The organism is Arthrobacter sp. KBS0703 (assembly GCF_002008315.2).
Lineage (GTDB): Bacteria > Actinomycetota > Actinomycetes > Actinomycetales > Micrococcaceae > Arthrobacter.
The window spans coordinates 2495865-2521396 of the sequence record NZ_MVDG02000001.1; the positions used below are offsets into that span (position 1 = coordinate 2495865).

Consider the following 25532-nt stretch of genomic DNA (forward strand, 5'->3'; position numbering starts at 1 on the left):
ACAGCCCTGACATTGTGCCGACTGGACGTGCCGTCCCTGAGGGATCACACGTGGCCGGCGAGGCGGTTCCTGCTCCACAGGGCGAACACGAGTCCGGCGAAGCCCACCAGCAGAACGCCTCCCATGATGGCGAACACCCCCAGGTCTGTCTCTTATACACATCTAGATGTGTATAAGAGACAGGCCGCTGCATGGCTCGCCTTCACGGGCTTGGCAATCGGCTTGTTCCAGTTGGACTCGGCGGTCGGGCCGGAGTCGGATCGGCTGGGCGAGGCGCTCGCAGTGGCGGGGACCGCCGTCGTGCGGGCCGCCGTGGCGGACGGTGATGATGTCGCCGTCATGCGCCCCGTGGCCGGGGCAGTCGGAGCCGGTGCCGCGGTGGGCGCAACCGGGGCGGGGTTCGCGGGCGGCTTGGCGGGAGCCGGCGGGGCAGGCGCGGGGCCGGCGCCTTCCTCGCAGGCGGTGGGGTCGAAGGCTCGGCCGTGGGTGCGGGCGAACCGGACGACGGAGCCGTCGGCGCGGGCGAACCGGACGAGCACGGCTGTGTGGGCAGGCCGCACAGCGGTTCGGCGTGCGCGGCCCCGTGACGCCTGCCGCCGCCGCTAGGGCCAGCGCCGTGGCAGCGAGTCCGGGCACCACCGTGGTCCGTAGGAAATGGGGTCGGATCATTGGTTACCTTTGCAGCCGCGGAGGACTGTCTCTTATACACATCTAGATGTGTATAAGAGACAGTCCTACAGGGCAGCGCGGGGTAGCAAATCCCCTACTGCCGGCTCTCCGGTGGCAGGGCGATCTGGAGTTTGCGCACCTTGCCCCTGCCCACGATGTAGCCGCGGCCCGGAATGAAGTCGGTGCTGACCCGTCCCAGCGACGTATTAAGCAGGCTGTCGCCTTCGATATCGCCCGGATTGATGAGCAGTCCCCGCCTGCCGGACTTGAAGGGCTGGGCCAGCGACCAGGCCGAGGACCACGTGGACGTCTCGGACTCCCCGACCACCCACTGATCGGCCTTGATGGAAGCCGCCACAAGCCGTTCCACGCCGGACTCCGCCAGGGTGTCCGTGAAATCCGTAAGGCTCTCGATGAAGATGGCGAGCTTCCCGGGGTTGGCCGAGGAATGGTCCGTCAGTGCCTCCACGGATTCCTCGACGTCGTCCGGTCCCACGAGCGAACGGTCCCAGACCGGCAGCGATGCCACCGCCGACTTCCGCGACGCGATGTAGACCAGCTCCGTCTCAGGGTTCGAGCGGCGCAGCGCGTAGGCGAGCGTCACCAGCGCCACGGTCCTGCCGGCGCCCGGCGGGCCGGCCAGTAGGAGCGGGCCCTTGGCCATGATGGCGGCAGGCTGCAGCGTTTCGTCGTCGACGCCGATCACGGGCAGGTCCGGCCGGCCTGCCGGCAGGATGTCCAGGTCCACCTGTTCCGGCAGCCGTTCGATCCGCGGGGCCCTCTCGACGCCCTGGCGCAGCATGGCTTCGCTGAGCTTGTGGACCTCCCTCGCCTGCAGCGCCAGGTTGGAGTTGCCGCCCAGGACGGCCAGCTGCACCTCATGGCTGCCGAGCAGGCCGCGCCCGGGAGGCGATGCCTTGCCCAGGACGTCCTTCGGGACGTCCATGGTGATGTAGTCCTCCTCAGCGGAGAGCCGCAGCACCAGCCTGCGCTGGATGGACGCAAGCAACGACGGCGGCACGGAGTTGGGGCGGTCACCGGTGACGACGAGGTGGATGCCCAGGGGACGGCCGTCGGTCGCCAGCTGCAGGAAGAGGTCCCACAAGGCTGAGAGGCGGCTGTATTCGTATGCCTCGCGGAAGGCGGACATGCCGTCCACGAGCACGAAGATGCGCTTCTCGTCGGGCATGTCGGCGAGCTTCCGGTACTCCACGATCGTGGACGCCCGGACCTCGGCAAAGCGGGCGGAGCGGTCATCAGCGAGGTCGCGGAGCCAGCGCAGGAGCCGGCCCACCCGCTCGACGTCGTCGCCGTCGATGATCCCGCCGACGTGCGGGAGTTCTTCGAGCATCTTCAGGCCGGCGGAACCGCAGTCGATCCCGTAGACGTGCACCGGGCCCCCGCGCGGGGTGACGGCGGCAGCAATGGCTATCCCGCGGAGCGCGGCGGACTTGCCCGAGCCTCCCGTGCCGTAGATGGCCATGTTGCCGTCCCTGTCCGGCTCGTAGAAGACCGTGGGCTGGTCCTGGCGGGCGGGATCGTCGGCAACGCCGAGCAGAAGGCGCTCGTCCGTGCGCGGGTTCGGCAGCAGGGAGAAATCGTAGGTCATGGCCAGTTCGTTCAGCCACGGCTTGCGGGGCGGCCGGATGGCGAGGAGGTCCGCGGCCCGGATGACGTTGGCGGTCATCCGGGCGATGTCGTTGGGACCGGACGGCTCGTCCCTGACCGCAGACTCCGGCGCCGGCGTCGCCCAGGCGGGACCGGACCCGAACGCCATTTCCACGATGTCGACCTGCGGGCGCTGCGGCCGTTCGGTGGTCCAGCCGCCGGCGTAGCCGGTCTGGAACCCCTGGATCCGGCCCGGTCCTGTTTTTGCCGCGCCGCGGCCGGGGATGGAGGGGTCGAAGTAGGCGGCATCCGGGACGCCGAGGATGTCGGTGGCGTCGTCCTCGTCGGCCATGCGCAGCGCCACGCGGAGGTTGGTGTTGGCGCGCAGGCTCTCCTTGATGACGCCGGCCGGGCGCTGGGTGGCGAGGATCAGGTGGAGCCCGAGGGACCGGCCGCGGGCGGCGACGTCAACCACGCCGTCCACGAATTCGGGGACCTCGGTGGCGAGGGCGGCGAACTCGTCCACCACGATGACCAGGTACGGCGGCGCGTCGGGGTCCGCCTCGCGCTGCAGGGCCAGCAGGTCCTTGGCCTTTTTCCGGTTCAGCAGCCGCTCCCGGTAATGCAGTTCGGCGCGCAGTGAGGTCAGGGCGCGGCGCACGAGGTGCGGCGAGAGGTCCGTGACGAGCCCCACCGTGTGCGGCAGGTGCAGGCAGTCGGCGAACGCGGCACCGCCCTTGTAGTCGACGAAGAGGAAGCTCACCCGGTCCGGGCTGTAGGCGGTGGCCATGCCCATGACCCAGGACTGCAGGAACTCGGACTTGCCGGCGCCCGTGGTGCCGCCCACGAGCGCGTGGGGGCCCTCATTCTTCAGGTCCAGGTACAGCGGCTCGACGCCTTTGGATCCCACCAGCGCCCGCAGCGACCCGCTCTCCTTGCGGTTCGCGACGGCGGTGGTTCGGACCGAGTTGTTTTCCTGCCACCGTTCCGCGACGACCTGCGGATTGTCCAGGAAGTCCTTGCCGATCAGCGCCACGTAGGAAACGGCGCGGGGCAGGTTCGAGTCGTCCTCGAGGGGCTTTCCGGCGTCCACCACGGGCGAGAGCATGCGCGCCAGCTGGCCGGCGAGTTCGGCGTCGAGGCTTTCGCAGCTCACGGGATACGTGTGGCGTCCCAGCCGCACCTGCCCCGTAGTGGTGCCGTGTTCGCCGTCGACCGCCATGAAGTCACGGCACGCGGCCGGGAGGGCCTCAACGCCGGTGGCCACCCACAGAACGTGCACCCCGGCGTCGGGTCCGCGCTCCACGAGCCGGGTGAGCCTCCCCCGGTCCACCGGGGCGTCGTCCTCGATGATGACCAGGACCGAGGGCAGCACCGGGGCGGGGAGGTCCCCGGTTTCCTCGTGGATCCCGGGCCGGTGGACGGGGCCTGCCGACTTCAGCGCGGCTTCGCGGAGCTCCAGGAGGTCCTCCAGTCGGGCCAGGAGGCCGGAGCCGCTGGCGGAACCGGCCGCAAGGTGGTCGCCCGCGATCGGGCTGTGGCTCGACCCGACATGCGGCAGCCACTGGAGCCAGTTCCAGCGTTCCCGCGACCGGGTGGACGTGATGGCCGCGACCGCAACCTCGGCCGGCGAGTGCAGGCCCACGAGCTGCAGCACCATGCCCCTGGCCACGTCGTCGACCAGCCCGCGGGAGCCCGCGAGGCCGAACGAGCCGGAAGACCGCAGCTGGGAGACGACCGGCACGCCTTCAATCTCGCGGAACTGGTCCAGGCTGTCCTCGATTTCGCGCCGGTACGCCGTTTCGGTTTCGCTGAAGTTCGGCTCCTCGAACGGCACCCGCGACGGCACCGTGCCGAGTCCGAACCGGAGCCCGAGGAACCCCTGGTGCTCGGGCCGGTGGGTCCAGAGCAGGGGGCCAAGCTTGTAGATCGAATCGACGGTGTCGCTGACGGACGGCGCCTCCTGCAGCCGGACCGCACGTTCCACGCGCTGCAGCTCGGTGATGTCCAGCCGGAACGCGGCCATGGATTCGCGGAACTGCTTGACCTGCTCCTTGTGTTCCCGCTTGGACTGCAGTTTCTGGTCCACGTAGTGACCCACGATGAACAGCGGCATCATCAGCATGAAAACCATGGAAATCAGGCTTTGCGTGACAGCGAAGAGGACGGCCCCCATCATCAGCGGGGCTATCAGCATGATGTACGGGAAGGCGTGGTGGTCCTGCCGTTTTGGCCCGGCGGGCGCCACCCGCTTTGACGGGGCGAACCGGGGAACCACGCGCGGGGAACGGTTGAAGTCAACAAGGGGCGACGTCGGAGCGGCCGCGCCGCTGCGGGCCAGCGGCACCACGGTCAGCTCGGTGTCGCCGAGCGTCACGGTGTCCGAGGAATTCAGGGTGGCCCGGGTGACGGGCAGCCCGTCCATCTGGAGGCCGTTGGCCGAGTTGGTGTCAACGATCTCGACGCTCTCCCCCACGGTGATGCGTGCGTGCCGCTTCGAGGTCAGCGGGTCGGTCAGCCGGACGTCGACGTCCCGGTCCCGGCCGATGTAGCTGGTGCCGGACGGCAGCGAGAACTCCCGGCCGACGTCGGGCCCCGACAGAATGCGGAGGGTGGCGGCTGCTGGTCCGCGGCCGCCGCCAGGACCACTCCCGGCCCCGGGAACTCCAAACTGCTCGCTGACCTGGGTCAGCGAGACAACCGATCCCGGCCGCAGGCCCGATTCCAGCAGGTTGTCCGTGCGGTTGAGCACAATGCCGCGCATGCCGCCGGCCACGAACGCCTCATCGATCCGGAGCGAGAGATTGGGCGGGGCGGGCTCATCACGCCGGCCGGGGTCTGCGGTCCAGAGTTCCGTGGCGATGTCCGCCACAGTGGCCAGGCCGTCCACGGTGACGGCGAGGTCCTTGGCGTCAGCGGGGTCCCGGCGAAGCGTCAGTCGGATTCTCATCCTTCGTCGGTCCCTCTCATTTTTTCAATCAGGTACAGGTCATCTGCGGTCACCAAATGGGATGTGACGGCATGCTCCACGAGCCGGGCGCGCCGGTTGGTGGCGAGCTTCCCGCCGCCTCCCCGGAGGCCGGCCACGCCTACGCGGTCCAGTTTGTCGCACACGTTGTCCAGCTTCCGGTTGAACCGGGTGAGCGCCCAGCCGAGGGTCTTGGCGGCGGCCGCGGAGGACGGAATCGCGCTGAATCCGGTCCCTTCCCGCCGCAGCATGGGTTCGGCCAGCGCCACGATTAGCGCCTTTTGGGAGTCCGTGAAGACCACAGGCCCAATGGTGGTGTCGCCGGCGCTGGAATCGCCCGGAGCCTCCTGCCGGAACGACGGCGTCTTCAGGTGCACGGCGAATTCGTAGGTGGTGGGCCCGGCCGTGAAGATGATGGTGGTGTGGCTGAAGACCAGCGGCAGGCGGGCGCCCGGGGAGAGCCAGGCCTGCATTCCGCCAGAGCCGTCGGCCACGGTTGCCGAGAGCATGCTGCCCACGTTGCTGAGCCGCCAGATGCCGTCGTACCGGGCGATCTGCAGGAAGCGCCGGTGCAGGTACGGGTTGTCATCCACTTCCAAGTCGCCTTCGCGGCCGATGCTGAAGATGTCCTCGTCCGTCGGCTCGTACCATTCGCCGCAGAAGTCTATGGCCAGGTCTCCCATTTTCAGTGTCTCCTCTTTGGGCTGTTTCGTCAGACGCACGCGATGGAGTCCTCGCCCGCCGGGGACGCGGAGCCGTCACTGCGGACAATGATCACCTGCACGCAGGTGGGTTCGGTGGGGTTGGCGGTCACATCCACGCGCGGCACGGACGTGGACTGGTAGCCCCCGCCGTCCTTGACGGTCTTGATCCGCCACTTATAGGTGTCGCCCGGCTTCGGCTGCGGGTTGGTCCACGTGAACCGGACCTTCCCGGCTGCTCCCGCCGCACCAGCGAGCTTCGCGACGTCCGGCACGGACCCGTCATCCAGGGCATCTGCTGGCGGCTTGCTGGGCTGTTCGCTGGCCAGCACCTGGGGCTGCGGCGCCGAGGACGCCACTACGACGCCCACCACGACGGCGAGCACCAGGACTGTTCCGCCGGAGATGGCCAGCCAGAGGTTGCGCTTCCCGTGGTCCGCGGGCGGCGCGTCGGTCGCGGGCGCGTCCGGGGCCTTGGGCCGGCCGCTGCGGAGGACCGTTGCCCTGTCTCTTATACACATCTCGCCGTCGGGTGCTGCGGCAGGGACGGCTGCCGGTGCTAACGGCGCAGGAGCCGGGGACGGCGCCGGGGCAGGCTGTCCGCTGTCCAGCGGCCACGTCCGCGCCGGGAAGGTCGGGGCACTGCCCGTTCTGTCGGGGTCGATGGCGGCGATGCTGCGTACGCGGGTTTCCTCGAACCCGTCGTCGGGATGGCTGTCCTCCTGCTGGCGCTCCTCCAGGACCTCGAAGGGCGTGACGGACAGGTTGAGCTCGGCCTGGATGCGCTGGAGTGCCAGCGCGAAGGCGTGGGCAGAGGAATACCGGGAGGACGCCGACTTCGCCATGGCTGTTGCCAGCGCCTGTTCCAGCGATTCAGGAACGTCGGCCCGGCCGAGCCGCGGGACGGGCATGGCGGTGATGCGGGAAATCAGTTCCTTCTGTGAGTTGTCCGCCCCGGGCAGGACGAACGGCGAGCGTCCGGCGAGGAGGGTGTACAGCGTGGCGCCGAGTGCCCACACGTCCACCATGGCGCCGTCGACCTTTCCTTCCCGGAACTGTTCCGGCGGGGACCACGGGATGGACATCCCGGCGTCCTCGTCGGCGTCGCCGCCGAGGGTTCCGGAGATGCCGAAGTCGGTCAGGGCCGGCCGGTTGTAGTCCGTGACCAGGATGTTGGCCGGTTTGATGTCACGGTGCGCGATGCCGGCCCGGTGGGCTGTTTCGACGGCGGAGGCCACCTGGATGCCGACGGCCAGGACCTCGTCCACGCTGAAGCGCTGCCGCCGGTACCGGACGTCCAGGCTGGGCCGGGAGCAGTATTCCATGGCCAGGTAGGAGTGCCCGTCCTCCGTGACCTCGGCCTCGAAGATGGTGACGATGAACGGATGCGACGACAGCTGGGCCATGAGGTTGGCCTCAGACTCGAACCGGCGCCGCGCGCCTTCCGTTTTCAGGCCGGAGAGGAGAACCTTCACGGCCACCTTGCGGCGCGGGCGGTCCTGCTCATAGAGGTAGACATCGGAGAATCCGCCCGATCCGAGCAGGCTGACGTAGGTGAAGCCGGGGATGCGGGGCGGCGGGGCTACGGGCCGCTTGGAACTCACAGGATCTCCTCAAAGCGCAAGGAAACGTCATCGCCCAGTTCGGCGATGTCACCGTCCAGGACAATGGCCATCTCGTTCTGGGCCAGGCGCCGCGGCGGCTGGCCTTCACGGATCAGCACGGTGCCGTTGGTGGCCTTCAGGTCGCACAGCATCACGTGCCAGCCCTCCAGTCGCACCTCGACGTGGGACCGCGAAATGTCGCCGCCGGGGCTCGCCACCTGGACCAGCCGCGGCATGACGCCGCCCTGGACGCGCGACACCGACGGCTGCCGTCCAATCACCAGCGACTCATCGAGATCGATCACGTCTCCCGTGGACAGCCGCAGCCGGCCGAGCCGGGGACGCGGCACCTGCACGGCGACGTCCGGGAGGGCGGAACCGCAGGCGGGGCACTGCGCGCTCGTGGGCGGGCTGGCGTGGCCCCGTGCGCACACACGGGCCAAAACCAGCGGGCCTCCGCCCGGCGACCGGCCGGAGGCAGCGGCCGCGGCGGGCTGGACGGGCGCCGCCGCCAGGTCGCTCTTGAGAATGGTCTGCCCGTCGTGGTCGCCGTCGGCAAGCTGTCCAGGCAGCTCCTGTCCGGGTAGATCCTGTCCGGGTGACTCCTGGGCGGGCGGCTGTGCCGGCAGCTCCTGTTCGGGCGCCCCCTCCGCTTCCGGACGGGCGTCAGGCAGGGAAATGAACGACGGCGGGGCCTGGGGGCGCGGGCCCGGTCACCGCCGGTGGCCCACGGCACCGAATCAATCAGTCCGCCGGACGCCGGCGCGTGGCTGGCCGGTGCGGGCTCTGCAACTGGCTCGGCATCCGGCGCGGCAGCCAGCTTCTGGTTGGCTTCCCGGGGTTCCGCAGGCTCCTGGCCTGCTGATTCCTGGCCTGCTGATTCCGTGCCGTCGGTTGCCTCGCTCGCCGGTCGCGGGGCGCCGTCGTCGTCCTGGTCGTCACGGACGGCCGCGTCCTCGATGCGGCGCACCACAGTCTTGTCCCAGAGGTGGTCGTACGAACCGGTAAGTTCGGTGGCCGGTGCCGGCTGCCGCGGCTGCGGCTGCGGCTGTGGCTGTGGCTCTTCTTCAATTGAGCCGGACAGGTCAGCGGCCCCGGTGACGGTGAAGCCCGTCTCGGGCATGCGCGTCTCTTCAATCCCGCCGTCAGCCGGCCCGTTCCCCGGCATCCCCGCGGACGTTTCCTCGGGGATCCCCGCGACGGTCTCGGCCGAGGCTTCCGGCGCTTGCTCCAGGACCGCTTCAGGGTTGGCTTCCTGCGCGGAAGCCGCCTCACGCGGATTCACCGTAGGCTTGCCGCCTCCGGTGACCTCCACTCGGAGGGTCTTAAGGAAGACTGCGCCTTCCGTGACCGGCAGCTCCAAGGCCGAGGACTGGCCCGGAACGGTCAGGCTGAACCACTCCGGCGCGTCCAGCCACCGCTCGGTCCAGGTGGTGACATTCCGGCCGTCGAGCTCCACCGGGCCGCCCGGAAGCTGAACCGTCAGGTCGAGGTCACCGCGGAGGAAGACCCTCAGTGACTCCCCGATTCCAATGATGCCGAACCAGGGCGTACGGGACAGGGGCACGCCGAATCCGCTCGTCACGGCGTGGAGCACGTCATGGACTTCTGGCCCGTCGCCCAACAGGTCCCACACGGTGTTGACCAGCGGCGCCGGCGTATCGGGGCCAAGGACGACCGCCGTTCCGGAGCGGACCAGCCCCAACCAGCCGCCCGGAACGTAGCTAGCTGCGGTCATGGGCAGATTCCTCGGTCGCGGCTGCACGCGGCAGGGTGTCCTCGTCCTCGGCGGCCGAGGCAGTCCTCGGTGCCGTGGTGGCCGCGCCTGCATCATCCAGGACGTTCCTGGCGTCGATGACGATCACGGTGATGTTGTCCCTGCCGCCGCTCCTCAGGGCTGCCTGGATGAGCGCGTCCACAGCTTCCTGGGGGTCTTCCACCGAGCCCAGAATGCCCAGCATGCGGTCGTCCGTCAGCTCCCCGTTGAGCCCGTCCGAGCAGATCATGACGCGGTCGCCCTCCTCGATCGGGAGCAGCCAGTAGTCGGCTTCCGTGTCATCGCCCGTGCCCAGTGCGCGGGTCACGACGTGCCGGCGGGGGTGGACTGCGGCCTGCTCGGCCGTGATCTCTCCGGTGTCCACCAGCTCCTGGACTTCGGAGTGGTCCACGCTGACCTGGGCGAACTGGCCTTGGCTGAGGCGGTACGTCCGGGAGTCACCGATATTCATGACCAGCCAGTAGGGAACGCCCATTTGCTCCACCACCACCACGCCGCTCAGCGTGGTGCCCGCACGCGAGCCTGTGGCGGTGCGGATGGAATCATCCGCGGCGGCCAGGAAGTGCTGCACGACGGAAGCCGTGGCGGTCCGCTCCCCCGTGGCCAGCTGCGGCATTGCCGCCAGTGCCCTGACGCACATGCCGCTCGCGACTTCGCCGGCTTCATGGCCGCCCATGCCGTCCGCGACGGCGAACACGGGATCGGAGGCGATGAACGAATCCTCGTTGAGCTCGCGGCGAAGGCCGCGGTCTGTGCCGTAGCCGTAGCTCAGGCTGAGGCCCGGCTCCCGGCCGGCCCCTGGAGTGTGGGCCGCCTGCTGTGAGTTCATGCCTGTCCTACGGTGAAATTGCGGTCCCCGAAATGAACCGTGGTTCCGGGGCTGACAAATGATGGCACGCCGGGTTGCAGCGCCGTGCGGACGCCGTCCGGTGTGGTGACGGCGCTGCCGTTCGTGGAGTTGCGGTCCGTCACCCAGACGCCCGCACCGTCCGTGAGGAGGTGAAGGTGGGTCTTGGAAATGGTCCGCCCGGGATCCGGAACCGCCAGCAGCTGGGCCTGGGACTCGCCCGGGTTGGCGGCGGGATTGCGCCCGACAAGAACGTGCCGGTCCAGCCGGAAGTCGCGGCCGTCGTCGAGCTGTATCCGCAGCACTGCGACCGGTCCGGCCAAGCCGGAACCGGAGCGCAGCTGCGTCCGGTCCAGTCCGTCGTCGGGGTGGCCGCCGGCGTTGGCCGCCGCCGGGGAGACCGGCTGTGAAACAACGGGCGAGGCGACCGGTGAGGCCACCTGCTGCACGGGTGGAAGGTCCAGGGGCGCGAAGCTGTACGGGCCCTGGATGCCGCCGGTGGTCACCGGATTGCGGCCGGCGCCGACGTCAAACACGAGGGTCTTGGCGGCAACGTCATTCCATCCCCGGAGCCGGCCGTTCCTGTCCCAGGCATTTGACAGGACCACGACGACCGCCCAGGCAATGCCGAGGAGCACGGCGGGCGCCAGGATCCACGGCGCAACATCGAACCACTTGAAGATGGCCACGAGTGCGGCGGCGAGGACTGCCAGGAGTATTCCTGCTCCGGTGACGATGCCGCGCAGGAATACAGTACCGGCGCCCGGTGCGTAGCCGTCGCTGTCAGTGCTGCGGATGCCCATGAGGCGGTTTCCGATGGTGTTGCCGGACCTGCCCTCGATGCCTGCCAGGACGAACGTGTAGATGAGGGTCAGGCCTACGGCCACGCTTCCGAGGAGGACCAGCATGCCCGTGTCGTACACGATGAAGCCGGAGCTACGGGTGCTGGTGACGCTCGCAAATCCGACGGACAGAAGGACCACTAGGATCACTGCCGGAGCCAGCCAGTCAAGCACGGCGGCGCCGAGACGCTTGCCCGGCGCAGCCGGCACCAGCTCCAGTGTCCCTCCCATTCCAGATCCTTCCCCCGGCCCTACCGGGACTGTCTCTTATACACATCTAGATGTGTATAAGAGACATCGGCCCGGCGTGCGGCGCGGCCCGGGTTTCGGCGCCGCCCACACTGTTGTGCCCGGTCAGGTCGGACCGGGCACCGCCGCTGGACCCGCGAACGGCGCGGCCGCCGCGGTTCGCCAGGGGCGCCCCGCACGCACCGCAGTAGGTTGCCCCGGTGCGGACAGGCTGACGGCAGTGCACGCACCGCTCCACCCTGTCACTCATCGCCGGCTCCGCCCTTGGACGCGTTCCGTCCCCGGAAGCGTGCCCGCAGGGCAGCTGGTGCCTTCAGGACGGCCCGAGGATTCAGGGCCGTCCGTGCATTATCGCCGCGGGAATTCAGGGCGGCCCGGGCATCGGCCAGCAAGGACCGCGGCGAGAACCGTGCCTGCTGGCGCCGCCAGAACCCGACCGTGCCGGTGATTTCCTTGAGCGAACCGTCCACGATCTCCCAGTACTCCCGGACCTCGTCCTCGCTGGGCTGGCCCGCCCCGAAGATGGAAGCGTCCGCCCGGTGTGCCAGCATCGTGGTGGTGGTACCGGCCGCCGGAAACGCCTCCGCCACAACGGCTGCCGTCTCCCGCCGCGTGGCGCGGCCGTCAACAGCCGCGCCCATGTCCGTGGCCAGGCTGAGGACTTCGTTCCATCCGCCCCCGACCCGCTGTGCCGGGTGCCCCTCAGCGAAACGGGACTTCCTCCGCCGCGACTTGAGCAGCGCAATGACCAGCAGCGGCAGGGTCAGGATTCCGACCGGAATCAGGCCGATGCCGATGGCGCTGAGGATGGGACCCCAGAAGAGCCACGGATTGTTCTTCTTCTCGTCCGCGTCCAGCGCGTCAGGCGAGGAGTCCGGCGGGAGGTCGGCCGGTTCCTGCGGCGGGGGCGGCGGCTGCAGGACCTGGGGTTTGGGCTTGGACTTACTTTCGGGGTCCGGCGGAATGGGGATGTTGTCCTTGGGCGGCGTGGGATCGAACGTGACCCAGCCGACGCGGTCGAAGGCAACCTCGACCCACGCGTGGACATCCTTGCCCAGGATCCTGACTTCACCTGCGCCGTTTTCCGGGCTCTTCGGGTCCGGGTAGAAGCCCATGACGACGCGGGAGGGGATGCCCAGGTGCCGCAGCATGAGGGACATGGCCACGGCATACTGTTCGTCGTCGCCCAGCATCTGCTTGGCGGTCAGCAGGTCCCGGATGCGCGCCGCGCCGTGGCCGGACACGCTGGGGAGCTGACCGTCGGCGATGAGCCCGTTGCTGAAGGCGCCCTTCTTCTGGAAATGGGCCTCGATCTGCCGGACCCGGTCGATGGCCGTGGGCGCGTCGGCCGCGAGGTCGTTGGCTTGGGCGCCCACCACCGGCGGGACCTCCGCGGCATCCGGGAGCGTGACCTTGGCAAAGTCGTACTGCGTCAGCTGGCCGTGCTCCAGTTTCACCGGGTCCGAAACCTGGACGCTGTAGGAATCGCCCTGGGACAGGCCCTTGGTGGTGACTGCCGTGTCGGTTCCGGAATTGAAGTACAGCCCCGCGGCTGCGTTGGACGAGCCCGTGGCGAAGCTGAGGCCGGTGGTTTTCCTGCCGCCGGGGACGAAGTAGCCCTGATAGTCCTCGACCGTGATGTCCAGCGTGTAGTCGTTGGTGGGCACCGATGCCGCGGTATCGGCGAGGGTGTTGATCGACTTTGCGTCGCCCACCTTGCTGAAGTTGCCTGAGCCGTTCGGGTCCATCGTGTAATTGGTGCCGTTGAAGGCGTCCAGGGCCCCGAGCCTGACCCGGGCGTCCTTGGGGAGACCCTTGACGACGAACAGGGCGTCGTCCTTCTTGTCCTTGACGAAGTTGCGGAAGCTCGCCAGCGGCGTGACGTAGTCCTTGGGGTCAAACGGCGGCACGACGACGTTCCGCAGGACTTTGCGTTCGTCGCCGGCGGCGAACAGCGGCGACACGACGGCCGTGATGCCCACGGTGGCGGCTATGACGGCGGCCCCGGCTGCCAGGCGCCGCAGCCGCGCCCGGCCGGCGGTATCGGCGTCGTGCTGGGGACGGTTGACCGAGACCTTGCGGGTGTCGGTGCGGCGCAGGCAGTCCCGGCGGAACGTGGCCCAGGCAATGCCCACGACCGTCAGGGCGGTGCCCCGTTCCACGGTGAGGAACCCGGCATTGGTGCTGAACGCGATGCCGGTGACGAACAGGGCCAGCACCGGCAGGAGGGGCCAGTAGGGGCTCCTGACCCGCCAGGTCAGCACCCCAGCAACCGCCGCGGCGATGAGCGAACTCAGGAAGGGGACGATCAGCACCCCGCCCGCCGTTCCCACGGGGACCCCGACCGTGAGCATGTCCTTCCACGAGAACACCACCCCGAGCAGGAGCGTGCGCAGCGATTCCGGGCTCGGGATGACGCCCGCGATGGCTGCGCCGGGCACAGCCAGGGCGGTGCCGAGGACCAGATAGGAACCTAGAGCCAGGGCCGTGGTGATCAGGAGGCCCAGCCGGAAATGCGCGCTGCAGGCGGAGACGGCCAGGCCGAGGATGATCCCGCCGAAGCCCGCCACCAGGTAGTACCTGTCTCTTATACACATCTAGATGTGTATAAGAGACAGGGTCTTGGCGGCAACGTCATGCGCCGCCGTCGAGCAGGAAATGCCACCGCGGCTGGCCGCTGGCGAAGGCCGAGGGCGGCGCGGACGGAACCTGCCGCCGCGGGCGGAGGCCGGGTGCCTGGCTCATGCGGCAGCCTTTCGGAGGACGGCGGGAAGGTCGGAGAGGTCGCCGAGGGTCAGCACCGTGAGGTCGGCGATGTTGGCACGTGCCGGGGCCGCACCGGCGTCGAGCCGCACGGCGATGCTGCGCACGCCGGGCGGCACCGAGGCCGCGGCAGAGCGGAGCTGGGCGGGCTTCACCTGGCTGCCCACCACGAAGAAGACGACGGAGGCGTTGGGGACGGTGTCGGCCAGCGTCCGGGCAAGGTCGACGGCGGTCTTCCGCTGCGGGGCGCCGACAATCCGGGTCATGTCATCGAGCATGTTGCGGCCGGTTTCGCAGCGGAGCGGGCCCGCCTGGGTCAGGACGTCCAGTTCGCGCTGCTCGCGGATGGCCTGGCGGCCGATGGAGGCGGCGGCGGAGATGGCCAGCTCGAACTCGTGCTCGGAGGCGTATTCGTCGGTGTTGATGGACAGCGAAATGGCAAGGTGGGCCCGGCGTGTTTCTTCGAACTGACGCACCATGAGCTTGTTGGTCCGGGCCGTGGTTTTCCAGTGGATGTGCCGGCGGTCATCACCGGGCACGTAATCGCGCAGGGCGTGGAAGGAGACGTCCGCACTGGAGAGATCGGTGGTGGGCATGCCCTCCAGGTCGCGGATGAAGCCGGCGGCGGAACCTGCCAAGGCCACCGTCCGCGGATGGACGTAGAGGTCCTCGGGCTCGGTCCAGAGCACCTGGCGGCGCAGGAGGTGCAGCGGGTCGGCGCGGACGGAACGCACGGGGCCCACCACGATGACGGCCCGGCGTGCCGTGGGGATGGTGAAGAGGTCCTCGTGCACCTGTTGCGGCTTCATGCGGGGCAGGTGGAAGACGGCCGTCGCTCCGCCCACCGGCAGTTCCAGGTCGGCGGGCAGGAGTGGCCGTGCGGACGTGTTGGAGACGGCGATGCTGCCCACGGCGCTGTCCCCCACGGCCACCCTGGTCCGGGCGAGATCCAGCAGGACGCCGTACGAGGACCGCCCCAGGATGAAGCCGACCGCGATGAGGAAGAGCACCAGCGCTGCGACCGCCGCGGCCTTGGCTTCCTGCCAGCCGTAGGCGTGACCGGCAGTCCAGAGGAACGCCGACGCCCCCAGCACGGACCAGCCCAGGACGCTCACCACGGAGAGCACGGGACCGATGTGGCGCTCCCAAAAACCGCGGACGGCGCGCCAGGCAGGGGCCAGCGCCTGTCCGGCGGTGCTGCCGGCCTCGCGCCACACCGCCGGGCGGTGGAGCCGGCTGCCTTTGGCGGAGGGCATGCCGTCCTTGCCGAAGGGCGGCCGCGAGCGGTCAGCAAGCCTGGTGAGCGGGGTGCCGGTGGACATGTTGGAACCTTTGTTAGCGATGCTTCGGTGGGTGGCGGAGCGGTGGCAGCGGGCCGGATACCGCGTATCAGACGGTCGCGCGCTGCTGCGGCGCTGCGACGTCGGCCAGCACCCGGGCGAGCACGGCGTCGGCCGTCGCACCGGAGAACTCGGCCTCGGGGTCCATCACGAACCGGTGCGTCCAGACGACCGCCGCGAGGTCCTTGATGTCGTCCGGCAGGACGAAATTGCGCCCTTGGCTGGCTGCCCAGACCTTGGCCGCCCGGACCATGGCGAGGGCACCGCGGACGGACACTCCCAGCCGCGTCTCCGGGGCGTTCCGCGTCTCCTCGCAGAGCCGGGAGATGTACTCCAGCACGGCGGTGTCCACGTGCGTGGTGGCCGCGAGGTCGGCCATGTCCGCCACGGCCTGCGTGGTGATGACCGGCTGCAGGTCCCGGGACCGGTCCTTCAGGTTGGCGCCGCCGAGCAACTGGACGGTGGAGGCGTGGTCCGGGTAGCCGATGGACGTCTTGATCAGGAACCGGTCCAGCTGGGCTTCGGGCAGACGGTATGTGCCGGCCTGCTCGATCGGGTTCTGGGTGGCCATCACCATGAAGGGGCGTCCCGCCTCGTACGTGGTGCCGTCCACGGTGACGCGGGATTCCTCCATGACTTCCAGGAGCGCCGACTGCGTCTTGGGCGAGGCGCGGTTGATTTCATCGGCGAGAACGAAGTTGTTGAAGATCGGGCCCTTGTGGAATTCGAACTTCTGGGTCTTCTGGTCGTAGATGGTCACACCGGTCACATCGGAGGGCAGCAGGTCCGGAGTGAACTGGATGCGGTTGTTGGACCCCTTGACGGTGGCGGCCAGCGCGCGCGCCAGAGATGTCTTGCCCGTTCCCGGTGCGTCCTCGAACAGCACATGGCCTTCGGCCAGCATGGCGGTGAACGTCAGGCGGATGACGTGTGCCTTGCCCAGGACGGCCTGGCCCACGTTGGCAACGAGCTTTTCGAACGTGCCTGCAAACCAGGCGGCCTGCTCGGTGGTCATGGTCATGAGTTGGTTCCTCTTCTGTGGGGCGCAAAGTTTCTGTGTGGCGCATAGTTTCCGGCAATTCCGCGGCGGTTCGTTGGTTCGTCATGGGATGGCTCCCCGGGATCAGCACTGGCCAACGCCAGGTCCCCTCACGTCCACCGTGACGCCCTTGACGTACCAGCCGGAGTGCGGCCCGCCGTTCATCAGGTACCAGCGGCCGTTGTTGTTGTAGATGTCCGCCCAGCACGGCGTGGCGATCCAACCGTCCGAATAGGACACCCAGTTGGCGTCGCTGCCTCCGCAGCTGCGCGTCGCAGCGTTGTAGCGGTCCGCGACGCCGGGCTTGCCCGGGCAGCTGTTGTTGTCGCTCCGCTTGACCCTGACTTCGGTGAGCGGCGGCGTGGGATCGGCCCCCGACGTTGAGGCCGCGGAGTCCGCCGTGCCGCAGTCCTTGATCCCGTTGGTGCCGTTGCAGGCTCGGACCGCCAGGGTATGCCGCTGGCCCCAGCCGCCGCCGGAGTGGTTGTACTGCCGGGTCAGGCCCACGGACTTGAAGCCGGTGCCGTCATAGTTGACCTCGTAGCGGTTGATGGGCCGCCCGTTGTTGTTAGGTGCGGTCCAGGTCCAGTGCACCTGGGGGTCTCCCTTGGGGGACGTTTCGCCTGAAACGGCCGGCGCGCCGGGCGGCCCGTACGGCACTGCCGATCCGATCGCCTTGGCGTCCCCGGACACGTTGTTCTTGATGGACGTGGCGATGATGTTGACCGTCACGGTCCTGCCGTTGGGCTGGTTCGTGATGGTTCCGCCGCCGGCATTGATCGGGCCTGAACCGTACGCGGTGGACCAGCGGTAGCGGATTTCATCGGCCTGGGAGCCGTTGCGCTGGGCTTCGGTCAGTGGCGTGAACGTCACGTCCAGCTGCCCGCTGTTTCCCGGCGCGCGCACGCTGCCGCTGTTTACCGTTCCCGGCTTTCCTGCAGCACGTATGGGCGCGGACTGGGCGCTGGTCCCGGACGTTCCCGCCTTGTTGGTGGCCGACACGGTGAACGTGTAGTCGGTTTCGGAGTTTGCCACCGAAACGTTCAGGGACGTTCCGGAGGCCACCTGCTGGCTCTTGACCGCCGTCCCTCCGCGCAACGTTGTCAGCGTGTAGGCGGACACTGCGTCACCGTTGTTGTTGGGTGCCGTCCAGTTCACCTGCAGCTGGCTTTGGTTGCCCACGGAGCCGGCGCCGGAGACTGTCGGCGCGGCCGGTGTCACGGGGACTCCGGCGGGTGTTTCCGCGGCGGAGTAGGCGCTCCATTCAGAAGGGTCCTTGGCGTCGTTCCTGGCCAGGACGCGCACTTTGTAGGCAACGCCGTTTTGAAGGCCCTTCCAGACGTAGGCGGCGGCCGTGAGGTTCTGGACCTGCGCGTTCTGACCGTTGGGCGCCGGCGAGATCTCGAGGTCGTAGGACTTGACCGGCGAGCCCTTGCTGGCCGGTGCCTTCCACGTGATGGTGAGCTGTTTGTCGCCGAACTTCATCGCCGGAGCAAGAGGGGCGTCGGGCTTGACGTCGGGGCGGACCTCGGCTGAAACGGGTGAACGTTCGGACTCGCCGAAGTCGTTCGTGGCCGTCACCTGGAAGTGGTATTTGGTGTTGTTCACCAGGTTGTTCAGGGTGCACGAGTTGGCCGGGCAGTCCTGCCGGTAGCCGCCCTCGCCGTAGACCGTGTACTTGGTGATGGGTGAGCCGCGGTCCGCGGGCGCGGTCCAGTTCAGCAGGGCTGTCTGGTCGCCGACGCTCTGGGCCTGCGGCGTGGTGGGCGCCAGCGGCTTGTCCTTGACCGTCAGCCGGATCCGGGCCGTGGCGTACCGGGACGCTTCGTCGGTCTTGTCCGCCACGGTGTAGGACACAATGAGCGTTCCGGAAAATCCGGCCGACGGCGTGACGGTCACCGAGTCCCCCGAGATGGCGGCAGAGCCCTGGCCGGTTTCGGTCGCCACGCCCAGGATCTTGAGGGGCACGTCCGGGAAGGGGTTGGAGTCGTTCGCCAGCACCTTCACCGTCACGGGCTTGCCGGCCGCCGCATCGGCCTCGATGTCGTCGTTGGCCATGGCCTTGGCGCGGTTGGAGGCAGTGACGGAGAGGCGGAACGTGGCGACGGCTTCCAGCCCGCGCGGGTCCTTCGCCCGGACCTGCACGGAGCCGTCCTCGCCCGGACGCACGCCGTCCTTCGCCGAGACCTTGAGGGACGCGCCGTCGATGTCCGCGTTGAAGCCCTGCGGAGCCGCGCCGAGGACCTCGTACTTCATGTTCCTTAAGTCGTCGGCGTCGGGGTCGGACGTCAGCTTGGCCAGATCGGTTGCGGCGGAATCTCCCAGCGGCACGTCCACCGCGCCGCCCAGCAGCGTGGGCGGGTTGTTCCGGTTGGGGTCCGGCAGCACCTTGGTGCGGATGCTCAGGGTGGACTTGAGTCCGGCAGCATCGTCGGGACCGGTGCCGTCCGTCACTTCAAAGCTGATGGACCCCGGGCCCACGTAGTCCTTGCCCGCGGTGTACGTGATGGCGGTGCCGCCGTTCGCCACGGGGTCGGCGCCGTCCGCTCCGATCAGCTTGATCCGGTCAGTCTGGGTCAGGCGGGGCGAGCGGCCTTCGCGCACCTTCACCCACTCGGCGAGGTCGGCGGTGACGGACTGGCCGGCAACGACCTCGAGCACATCGTCCTTGGCGAGGGTCGGCACCTGCTGCCCGATGCCCGGCACCCAGATGATGGCGGTGGACGTCTTGCCGTCCACATCCTCAACCGTGTACGGCACCAGCTGCGGCTGCTCGGTCAGTTCGACGATCATGTTGCCGTCCGCCCCGGGGCGGGCCGTTTCGGCGCCGCTGGCCACCTTCAGGTTCTCGCCCACGCCGTCGGGATCCTCATCGTTCTTGAGGACGGGAACGTCGACGGCGGTCTTGCCGAGGGTCTGGGCGGAGGTCACCCGGTCATCCCGGGCAATGGGCCCCTGCAGCGGGACCTTGCTGTCCACCACCACCCGGATGGCCGCCTGGGCGGAGGCGCCCCGCTCGTCGGCAACGGTGTACCGGACGTTGACGGTGCCTTCGGCAGCCGGAGCCTGCAGGATGATGCGTCCGCTTTGCTTGCTGACCTGCGCCTTCAGTGCGGCGTCCGCTTCGATGCCGTCACTGAGGATGCGGATCAGGTCACCGTCGGGGTCGGTGTCGTTTCCGGTCGCGTCGACGGCGATCTGCCGGCCGGGGCGTACCTTGACTTCGTCATCCACGGGCGTGGGCTTCTGGTTCGTGTCGCCGCGGGGCGCGATGCCCACGGTCACGGTGCCGGTGTTCACCGCACCCTGCCGGTCCACCACCTTGTACCGGAAGGAATCGGTTCCGGCTCCGTCCCCGGCTGCGACAAAGTCGATGAAGTTGCTTCCGGCCGTCGCGGTGCCCATGGCGGGCGTGCTGTCGATTCCGGTCAGCTGGACGGAGTCGCCGTCGGGATCGATGCCGTCCAGCGGCACCGGGATCCGGACCGTGCCGGCCGCAACCACCCTGGCCGTGAGGTTCCTGGGCTGCGGGCGGGAGTTCTCGGCGCCCTCGAGCGGAAGAATATGGATGGTGACGGCAGCCGCGCTCTTCTGGCCCTGGGGGTCCACCGCGTTGTAGATCGCCCGGACGGTCTTCGGCTGGCCGCCGGCGATGAACCGGAGGGTGTTTTCCGAAACGAAGCTCCTGCCGTCCTCGGCGGGCACGGCCTGCGGGAGGACCGGATCGACGCTCAGCTTTTCGCCCTGCGGGTGGGTGTCGTTGTCCAGGACGGGGATGGTGGCCACGTCGTTGACGCGGACGTTGATCTCATCGGGTTTGGGCTGCGGAGCTTCCACCACGGCCGGGGCGGGAACCGGCACCACGGACACGCTTCCGGTGGCTGAATCCCGGCCGTTGGACATGGTGTAGCGGAACACGAAGGGGTCCTTGGTTCCGGCGATGTCGGTGATCCGCAGGACGCTGTGGTCAATGACGCTGACCGAGGCGGTGGCATTTTCCGGCAGCGAGACGGACTGGAGCACCAGGACGCCGCCGGAGGGATCGGAATCGTTGGCCAGGGGGTCCAGGAGCACGCTGCCGCCCACCGGCAGCAGGGCCACGTCATGGACGGCCACAGGCTTTCCCGTGTCCTTGCCGGATTCGACGTCCACCCGGATGAGGCCCTGGCTGCTCTGGGGACCGTTGCTCGCAATGTACGTCAGGTAGACGGGCCCGGGCGTCCGGCTGCGGAAGGTGACCGTGCCGCCGTCGGTGACGGGACCGAGTTCGGCGGGACCGCCGGCCTCCACCTGGGCGAGCCGGAGGGCGCCGCCGTTGGGGTCGACGTCGTTCTTCAGCGGTGCGATGACCAGGTCCTGGCCGACGACGGCGGTCACGTGGTCGGAGTTCACCACCGGCGCCAGTGCGCCCGGCGGCTGCACGTTCACCACGACTTTTCCGGTGGAGGTGCCCTGTCCGTCCCACACGGACACGGTGACGCTTTTCTTGCCGGCCGAGGCCCCGGAGTCCTGATAGGTGAGCAGCCCGTCGCGCCGGACCTTCACCCGGTCCTGTTCATTGTCGGCGGTGGCGGACATGAGGACGAGGTCGTCGCCGTCGGGATCCGCCCAGTCCGTCAGGATGTTCTGGCTGACCGTCTTCCCCTGCTCCACGAGCAGGGTGGTGGGATCGCTCCGCTTGAACGCGGGCGGCCTGTTCTCGTCGGGACCCACCACGTTCAGGGTCACCTTGCCGCCGGCGGAAAGGCCGCGGCCGTCCGCCGCGCTGTAGTCGAACGTCTCGGTTCCGGGCGCGGCGTCCGCGGGGACGGCGATCTGGAACGCCGATCCGCCGTGGATGCTCTCGAGGCTGCCCGCTGCGGGGCCCTCGTTCCCCACCGATGCGGTGAGGACGTCGCCGTCGGGGTCCGAGTCGTTGTCCAGCACGCTCAGGACCGTGGTGCGGCCGGGCCGGACGCCGACGACGTCGGGCTTGGTTTCCGGCGGCCGGTTCGGTTTGGTGCGGTCCGGCAGGATGTTGATGGTGTTGTCGTCCGCTGATTCCTCGTCCTGGTCATCGGCCTGGTTCTTCGGCGGAACCACGTCGTCCCAGTTATTGACCAGCTGCATGTTCTGGTTGACGAGCCACACATTCCCCGAATTCACGTCGTTCAGCACCACGAGGTCCCGGTTGACACGGAACACGTAGCTCGGCGACGCACTTGCCTTGGGCACGGCGACGTTCTTGTCGTCCGCGTCGTTGGCGCAGTCCCGCACGTACTTGTTCACGCCGGACCACGCGGCGTGAGTGCAGCCGCCCAGCTGCACGGGCGCGGCCGGCACGCCCTGCCCGCCGGAGGTGACGGTCTTCGCCGTCGAGCCGTCCAGCGGCTGCTTCACAAGCGCCTTGGGTGTGGCCAGGGCCACGGAGTCCGACGCCGGGCCCGACTGCTGGAGTTTCGCTTCCCTCGCGTCCGCCAGCGCCAGCTCACGGCCGCCCGGAAGGAACAGCCGGCCGGCGGCGGCGTCAAGGACTACAGGCTGGTCCCCCACCACGGCCAGCTGGAGGTCGCCGGCGCCCTTCAGGCCGTCCCAGGTGCTGGATTCCGTGGCGGTAGGCTGGCCGGAGGCGTCCACGGCGGTGACGGTTACCTGCCCCGTTTTCGGATCCGCCGAGTAGATCCGGTCATCCGAGCCAACCGCCGACACCAGCCCCTGGGAGCCGGCGACTGCCGGCTCGCTGGATTCCTCGTCGAAGGCATTGACCGTGGTGGGGGACATCGCCCACATCTTGCCGGCGGCGGGGTCCGTGACGGAAATGACCTCGGTCCCGAAGCTGACCTGCGCCGAGCCGGGGAGCTGTCTGTCCCCGCCGAGCCTCATGTTGGCGGCGGACAACTGGTTCAGGGTGGAGCCGGATTCGTCATCGACGAACACCTTGCCGGCGTTCTGCAGGACGTCAAAGGTGGTGCTGGCCGGGGTTACCGCTCCGTCCAGGACCCGCGAGGGGTAATTCAGCCTGCCCACAGCGTTGCGTGCCTTGCTGACCACCCATACGCCGCCGTCGTTCAAGTCCACCTCGGTGGTCTTGAAGCCCGGGTAGATCACGGCGCCGGCAACAAGCGCGACGGCTGCCGCAGAAAACGCAGTACCGGTGATGAGCTTGTTGCGGCGGTTCCTGAGCCCCAGCCTGCCGAACAAAGTTGACACAGCGTTTTTATTCCCCCGAAATCACAGCCGCCTGAGCGCGGCTTATTGGCCCTGATGTTCATCAGGAGCCGTGACACTCCGCCACTCCCCCATTGAGACGCCGGAATAATTCTGAGTTTCGACTATTACATGGGTGCAGGCGGTTGTCCAAGGAGGGCCCGGTGCGGGACTCCCCGTTACCCGCGCAAGCCTACCCACGGCCGCCGCGATGCGCGATGGGGAGGACTCCCCCGTTCCGGCACCTGGTCCGCTACGGGTTCAGTCCAGGACCAGGCCCTTGCCCTGGCCACGGGCCAGCACCACCGGCTGGATCTCGCCAAACCCGCGGACGTTCTCCACGTCCTGGGGAATCAGCACGAACCGCTCGTCCTGGTCCAGGGCTGCCGCGGTCATGGAGTCCACCAGCACCGTTCCCGGATCTGCCAGGGTGGTGAGCCGGGCGGCGAGGTTGACGGTGGGGCCGTAGATGTCTCCCAGGCGGGACAGAATCCGCCCCCAGACCATGGCCACCCGGGCCTCGGGGAGGATTTCGTCCCGGGTAAAGGCCTCCGCCAGCGCCAGGGAAATTTCCGCGCCGGCAGCAGGGGTTTCGGCGATGTAGAGGACTTCGTCGCCCACCGTCTTCACGAGGCGGCCACCGCCCACGGAAATGATCTCGGCGCATTTGTTTTCGAACCGCTGGACCAGCTTGGCCAGGGTTTTTTCGTTCATCCGCCGGGAGAGGCTCGTGTAGGACACCAGGTCGGCGAAGCCCACGGCCCGCGCCAGGGGCAGCGGAGCGTCGTCCTCATCGCCTTCGCGGCCTTCCTCGCTGGCCTGCAGCCCGGCCTCGGCCCGGACGGCCAGCCGCTGGACGCCGGCGTTGAGCTGGCGCCGCCACGAGTAGACCAGCATTTCCTCAAGGGGTTCCACGAGCGCGGGAAGTTCATGCACCAGGCGCTTGCGGGCCTGGGCGTCCGTGAGCCCTTGCTCATGGACCATGTCCTCGACGAGGGCCTCGATCTGCCACACCACCATGCGGTCCGTCATCTGGCCGATGGCCCGGGTGACGGAGATGGCGGCGTCTTCGGTGAGCTTTCCTGACCGGACCTGGTTCACCACGGTGTTCAGGGCGGCCTGGTCGCGCTCGGTGAAGGCTACGTCGTCGTCGCCGAGGTTGGGGAAGCCCAGGGCGCGCCACAGCTTCCGGGCCGACAGCAGCGAGAGTCCGGCGCCGGCGGCCACCTCACGGCGGCGCAGCTTGCGCTCGCCACCCAGCAGGCGCGCCTCGAGTGCTTTTGCCGCGATCCGTTCCGCGGAGAGGGTGCCGGTGTGCGGAGCTTCGACGACGGCGTCGGTCACCTCGCCGGTGTCCGTTTCCTGGCTGCTGCGCGGATCATCATCGTTCATCTCTTCCACCTTCTCTCATGTCCCGCGGAAAACCGGCGTCGAATTCCTCCGGCGCATGGCCCATTCCAAAAACTTCTTCATCCGGGAGCTCATCAATAGCATCCAGCAAGAACCTGTGGAACGTGGCAACTTCCGGCACGTCCCGCAACTCGGCGCTAAATTGGTGCCCGGCATCCAAGGATATATTCCCGGAGCGCAACATCCGCTGGAGCATCGTCTGGCTAACCGTGACATTACGCACTGAGGCCAGGAAGACCTGCTGGTCCCGCCGCCGCAGCACGCCGTAGCGGGCCAGGATCCGCTGGCTGGTCAGGAAGTAGCGGGTTGCATGCCACCGCATCAGCCTCGGCAGGCAATAGCCGGCCAGGACCCACACGGCCGCCAGCACGCAGGCCGCAACCAGCCAGGACGTCCATTGGCCCGACACGGCCGGAACCAGCCCGGACAGTCCGCCGCGGATGATCCAGGCGCTGGCAAAGGCGGCGAGGGCAGGCATCAGAACGAACACTACCGCCGGGACAAACAGCATCCTGGGCTGCGGGCGGGTCATCACAATGACCTGCTCCCCCGGCAGGAGTTCTTTACGCATAGCCGCTTTCCGCGGACTGCCCCGGCGGGGTCCAGGGGCGCAGGTGAACCACGTCCCCGGCAGTCACCACGTGTTCGTGGGAGGCGGCATCCACCACCCGCAGCGAGCCGGAGTCATCGAGCCGGGTGGCGTGGCCGATGATTTCGTGGTCGCCCGGCAGCTGGGCACGGACCTGCTTGCCCAGTGTCACCATGACGGCTTCCACGCGCTTGTGGAGTGACGGTCCGCCAGCCAGCCCCGCCGTGGGGTCGCCGTCGGCGTTGCAGAAGCTGCGGTACAGCATGCAGAACCGGGACAGGTAGCTCTTCAGGAGCACGGTCCGGTCCACGGTCCCGGCACCCTCAAGCTGCACGGACGTGGCCGTCGGAACCGGGAGCTCGGAGTCCGTGAGCGTGACGTTCAGGCCGGTGCCCAGGATGACGGGCGGTACGGAGCCGTCGCCCATCGGCCCCAGCTGGGCCAGGATGCCGGCAACCTTCCTGCCGCGGACCAGGACGTCGTTCGGCCACTTGAGCTCGGCAGGGATTCCCGCCGTCTCCAGCAAGGCATCGCGCAGCGCCAGCGCGGCCAGGAGGGAGAGCCACGAGTAGGTCTGCGTGGGCAGCGGCCGGCCGTCAGCGTTGACGGGCCGCAGCACCACCGAGACCAGGACCGAGCTGCGGGCGGGTGCTTCCCACGCCCGGTCCAGCCGTCCGCGGGCCGCAGTCTGGTGTTCCGCCGTCAGGACCGCCAGGTCCGGCCAGGCTTTCGGGTCCACGGTTACCGCACGTAGGAGGTCGGCGTTGGTGGAACCAGTGGTGTCTACCACCGTCAGCTGCGCGATTCCGTTGGCGGACAGGAATTCGGCGCTGGACAGCGCGTCCCGGTCCAGCGCGGGCCGCTCGGGCAGCCCCTTCGCTCCGGTGAGGTTCTCCTGCGGTTCACGGCTATCGTCAGGGCGTGCGGCTTCCATAGTTGA

Annotated in this window: 16 protein-coding genes and 2 pseudogenes; 1 reads left to right on the forward strand and 17 read right to left on the reverse strand. The window is 68.7% G+C overall.

Translation table 11 applies throughout. The annotated features are described in order from the left end of the window. Positions 1-50 precede the first annotated feature (50 nt). Positions 51-176, forward strand: a complete 126-nt coding sequence (locus B1A87_RS23865) for a hypothetical protein (RefSeq protein ID WP_260680806.1) — start codon at positions 51-53, stop codon at positions 174-176. Here the strand turns inward: B1A87_RS23865 and B1A87_RS11795 are convergent. The 17 genes and pseudogenes from B1A87_RS11795 to B1A87_RS11860 form a co-directional block, all read right to left on the reverse strand. Next, a complete protein-coding gene (locus B1A87_RS11795; RefSeq protein WP_144275798.1) occupies positions 153-539 on the reverse strand; it encodes a hypothetical protein in 387 nt (128 codons plus the stop codon). The two genes, B1A87_RS23865 and B1A87_RS11795, sit on opposite strands and share 24 nt — an antisense overlap. 224 nt (positions 540-763) lie before the next feature. Beyond that, positions 764-5227 carry an FtsK/SpoIIIE domain-containing protein gene (locus tag B1A87_RS11800; RefSeq protein WP_078030030.1) on the reverse strand — a complete coding sequence of 1488 codons (4464 nt, stop codon included), beginning with the start codon at positions 5225-5227 and terminating at the stop codon, positions 764-766. Beyond that, on the reverse strand, positions 5224-5928 hold the full coding sequence (locus B1A87_RS11805) for a hypothetical protein (protein ID WP_078030031.1): 705 nt from the start codon (positions 5926-5928) through the stop codon (positions 5224-5226). Before B1A87_RS11805 ends, B1A87_RS11800 begins: the two co-directional genes overlap by 4 nt. A gap of 29 nt (positions 5929-5957) precedes the next feature. Further along, on the reverse strand, positions 5958-7550 hold the full coding sequence (locus B1A87_RS11810) for a serine/threonine-protein kinase (protein WP_144275799.1): 1593 nt from the start codon (positions 7548-7550) through the stop codon (positions 5958-5960). Next, positions 7547-7855: an FHA domain-containing protein gene (locus B1A87_RS23870; protein WP_260680807.1), complete on the reverse strand. Its 309-nt coding sequence runs from the start codon at positions 7853-7855 to the stop codon at positions 7547-7549. Before B1A87_RS23870 ends, B1A87_RS11810 begins: the two co-directional genes overlap by 4 nt. After that, entirely contained in the window at positions 7852-9288 is a 1437-nt protein-coding gene (locus B1A87_RS11815) for a hypothetical protein (RefSeq protein WP_260680808.1), read from the reverse strand. Before B1A87_RS11815 ends, B1A87_RS23870 begins: the two co-directional genes overlap by 4 nt. Next, positions 9275-10156 carry a PP2C family serine/threonine-protein phosphatase gene (locus tag B1A87_RS11820; protein WP_078030034.1) on the reverse strand — a complete coding sequence of 294 codons (882 nt, stop codon included), beginning with the start codon at positions 10154-10156 and terminating at the stop codon, positions 9275-9277. Before B1A87_RS11820 ends, B1A87_RS11815 begins: the two co-directional genes overlap by 14 nt. After that, on the reverse strand, positions 10153-11247 hold the full coding sequence (locus tag B1A87_RS11825; RefSeq protein ID WP_078030035.1) for an RDD family protein: 1095 nt from the start codon (positions 11245-11247) through the stop codon (positions 10153-10155). The genes B1A87_RS11820 and B1A87_RS11825 overlap by 4 nt, the downstream gene beginning before the upstream one ends. 20 nt (positions 11248-11267) lie before the next feature. Continuing rightward, on the reverse strand, positions 11268-11444 hold the full coding sequence (locus B1A87_RS22990; protein WP_185982306.1) for a hypothetical protein: 177 nt from the start codon (positions 11442-11444) through the stop codon (positions 11268-11270). A 14-nt stretch (positions 11445-11458) separates the two neighbouring features. Beyond that, positions 11459-11515 (reverse strand): annotated as a pseudogene (locus B1A87_RS25020) (hypothetical protein); the annotation flags it as partial. Further along, positions 11508-14010 (reverse strand): annotated as a pseudogene (locus B1A87_RS11830) (transglutaminase domain-containing protein). The pseudogenes B1A87_RS25020 and B1A87_RS11830, both read right to left, overlap by 8 nt. Beyond that, positions 14007-15350 carry a DUF58 domain-containing protein gene (locus tag B1A87_RS11835; protein WP_078030037.1) on the reverse strand — a complete coding sequence of 448 codons (1344 nt, stop codon included), beginning with the start codon at positions 15348-15350 and terminating at the stop codon, positions 14007-14009. Before B1A87_RS11835 ends, B1A87_RS11830 begins: the two are co-directional and overlap by 4 nt. A gap of 67 nt (positions 15351-15417) precedes the next feature. After that, entirely contained in the window at positions 15418-16389 is a 972-nt protein-coding gene (locus tag B1A87_RS11840) for a MoxR family ATPase (protein ID WP_078030038.1), read from the reverse strand. A gap of 102 nt (positions 16390-16491) precedes the next feature. Further along, entirely contained in the window at positions 16492-22596 is a 6105-nt protein-coding gene (locus B1A87_RS11845; protein WP_078030039.1) for an Ig-like domain-containing protein, read from the reverse strand. Between the two features lie 258 nt (positions 22597-22854). Beyond that, positions 22855-23985, reverse strand: a complete 1131-nt coding sequence (locus tag B1A87_RS11850; RefSeq protein WP_078030040.1) for an adenylate/guanylate cyclase domain-containing protein — start codon at positions 23983-23985, stop codon at positions 22855-22857. Further along, positions 23975-24574, reverse strand: a complete 600-nt coding sequence (locus tag B1A87_RS11855) for a PH domain-containing protein (protein WP_078030041.1) — start codon at positions 24572-24574, stop codon at positions 23975-23977. The genes B1A87_RS11850 and B1A87_RS11855 overlap by 11 nt, the downstream gene beginning before the upstream one ends. Further along, entirely contained in the window at positions 24567-25526 is a 960-nt protein-coding gene (locus B1A87_RS11860) for a biotin--[acetyl-CoA-carboxylase] ligase (RefSeq protein ID WP_078030042.1), read from the reverse strand. Before B1A87_RS11860 ends, B1A87_RS11855 begins: the two co-directional genes overlap by 8 nt. Between the last annotated feature and the right edge of the window lie 6 nt (positions 25527-25532).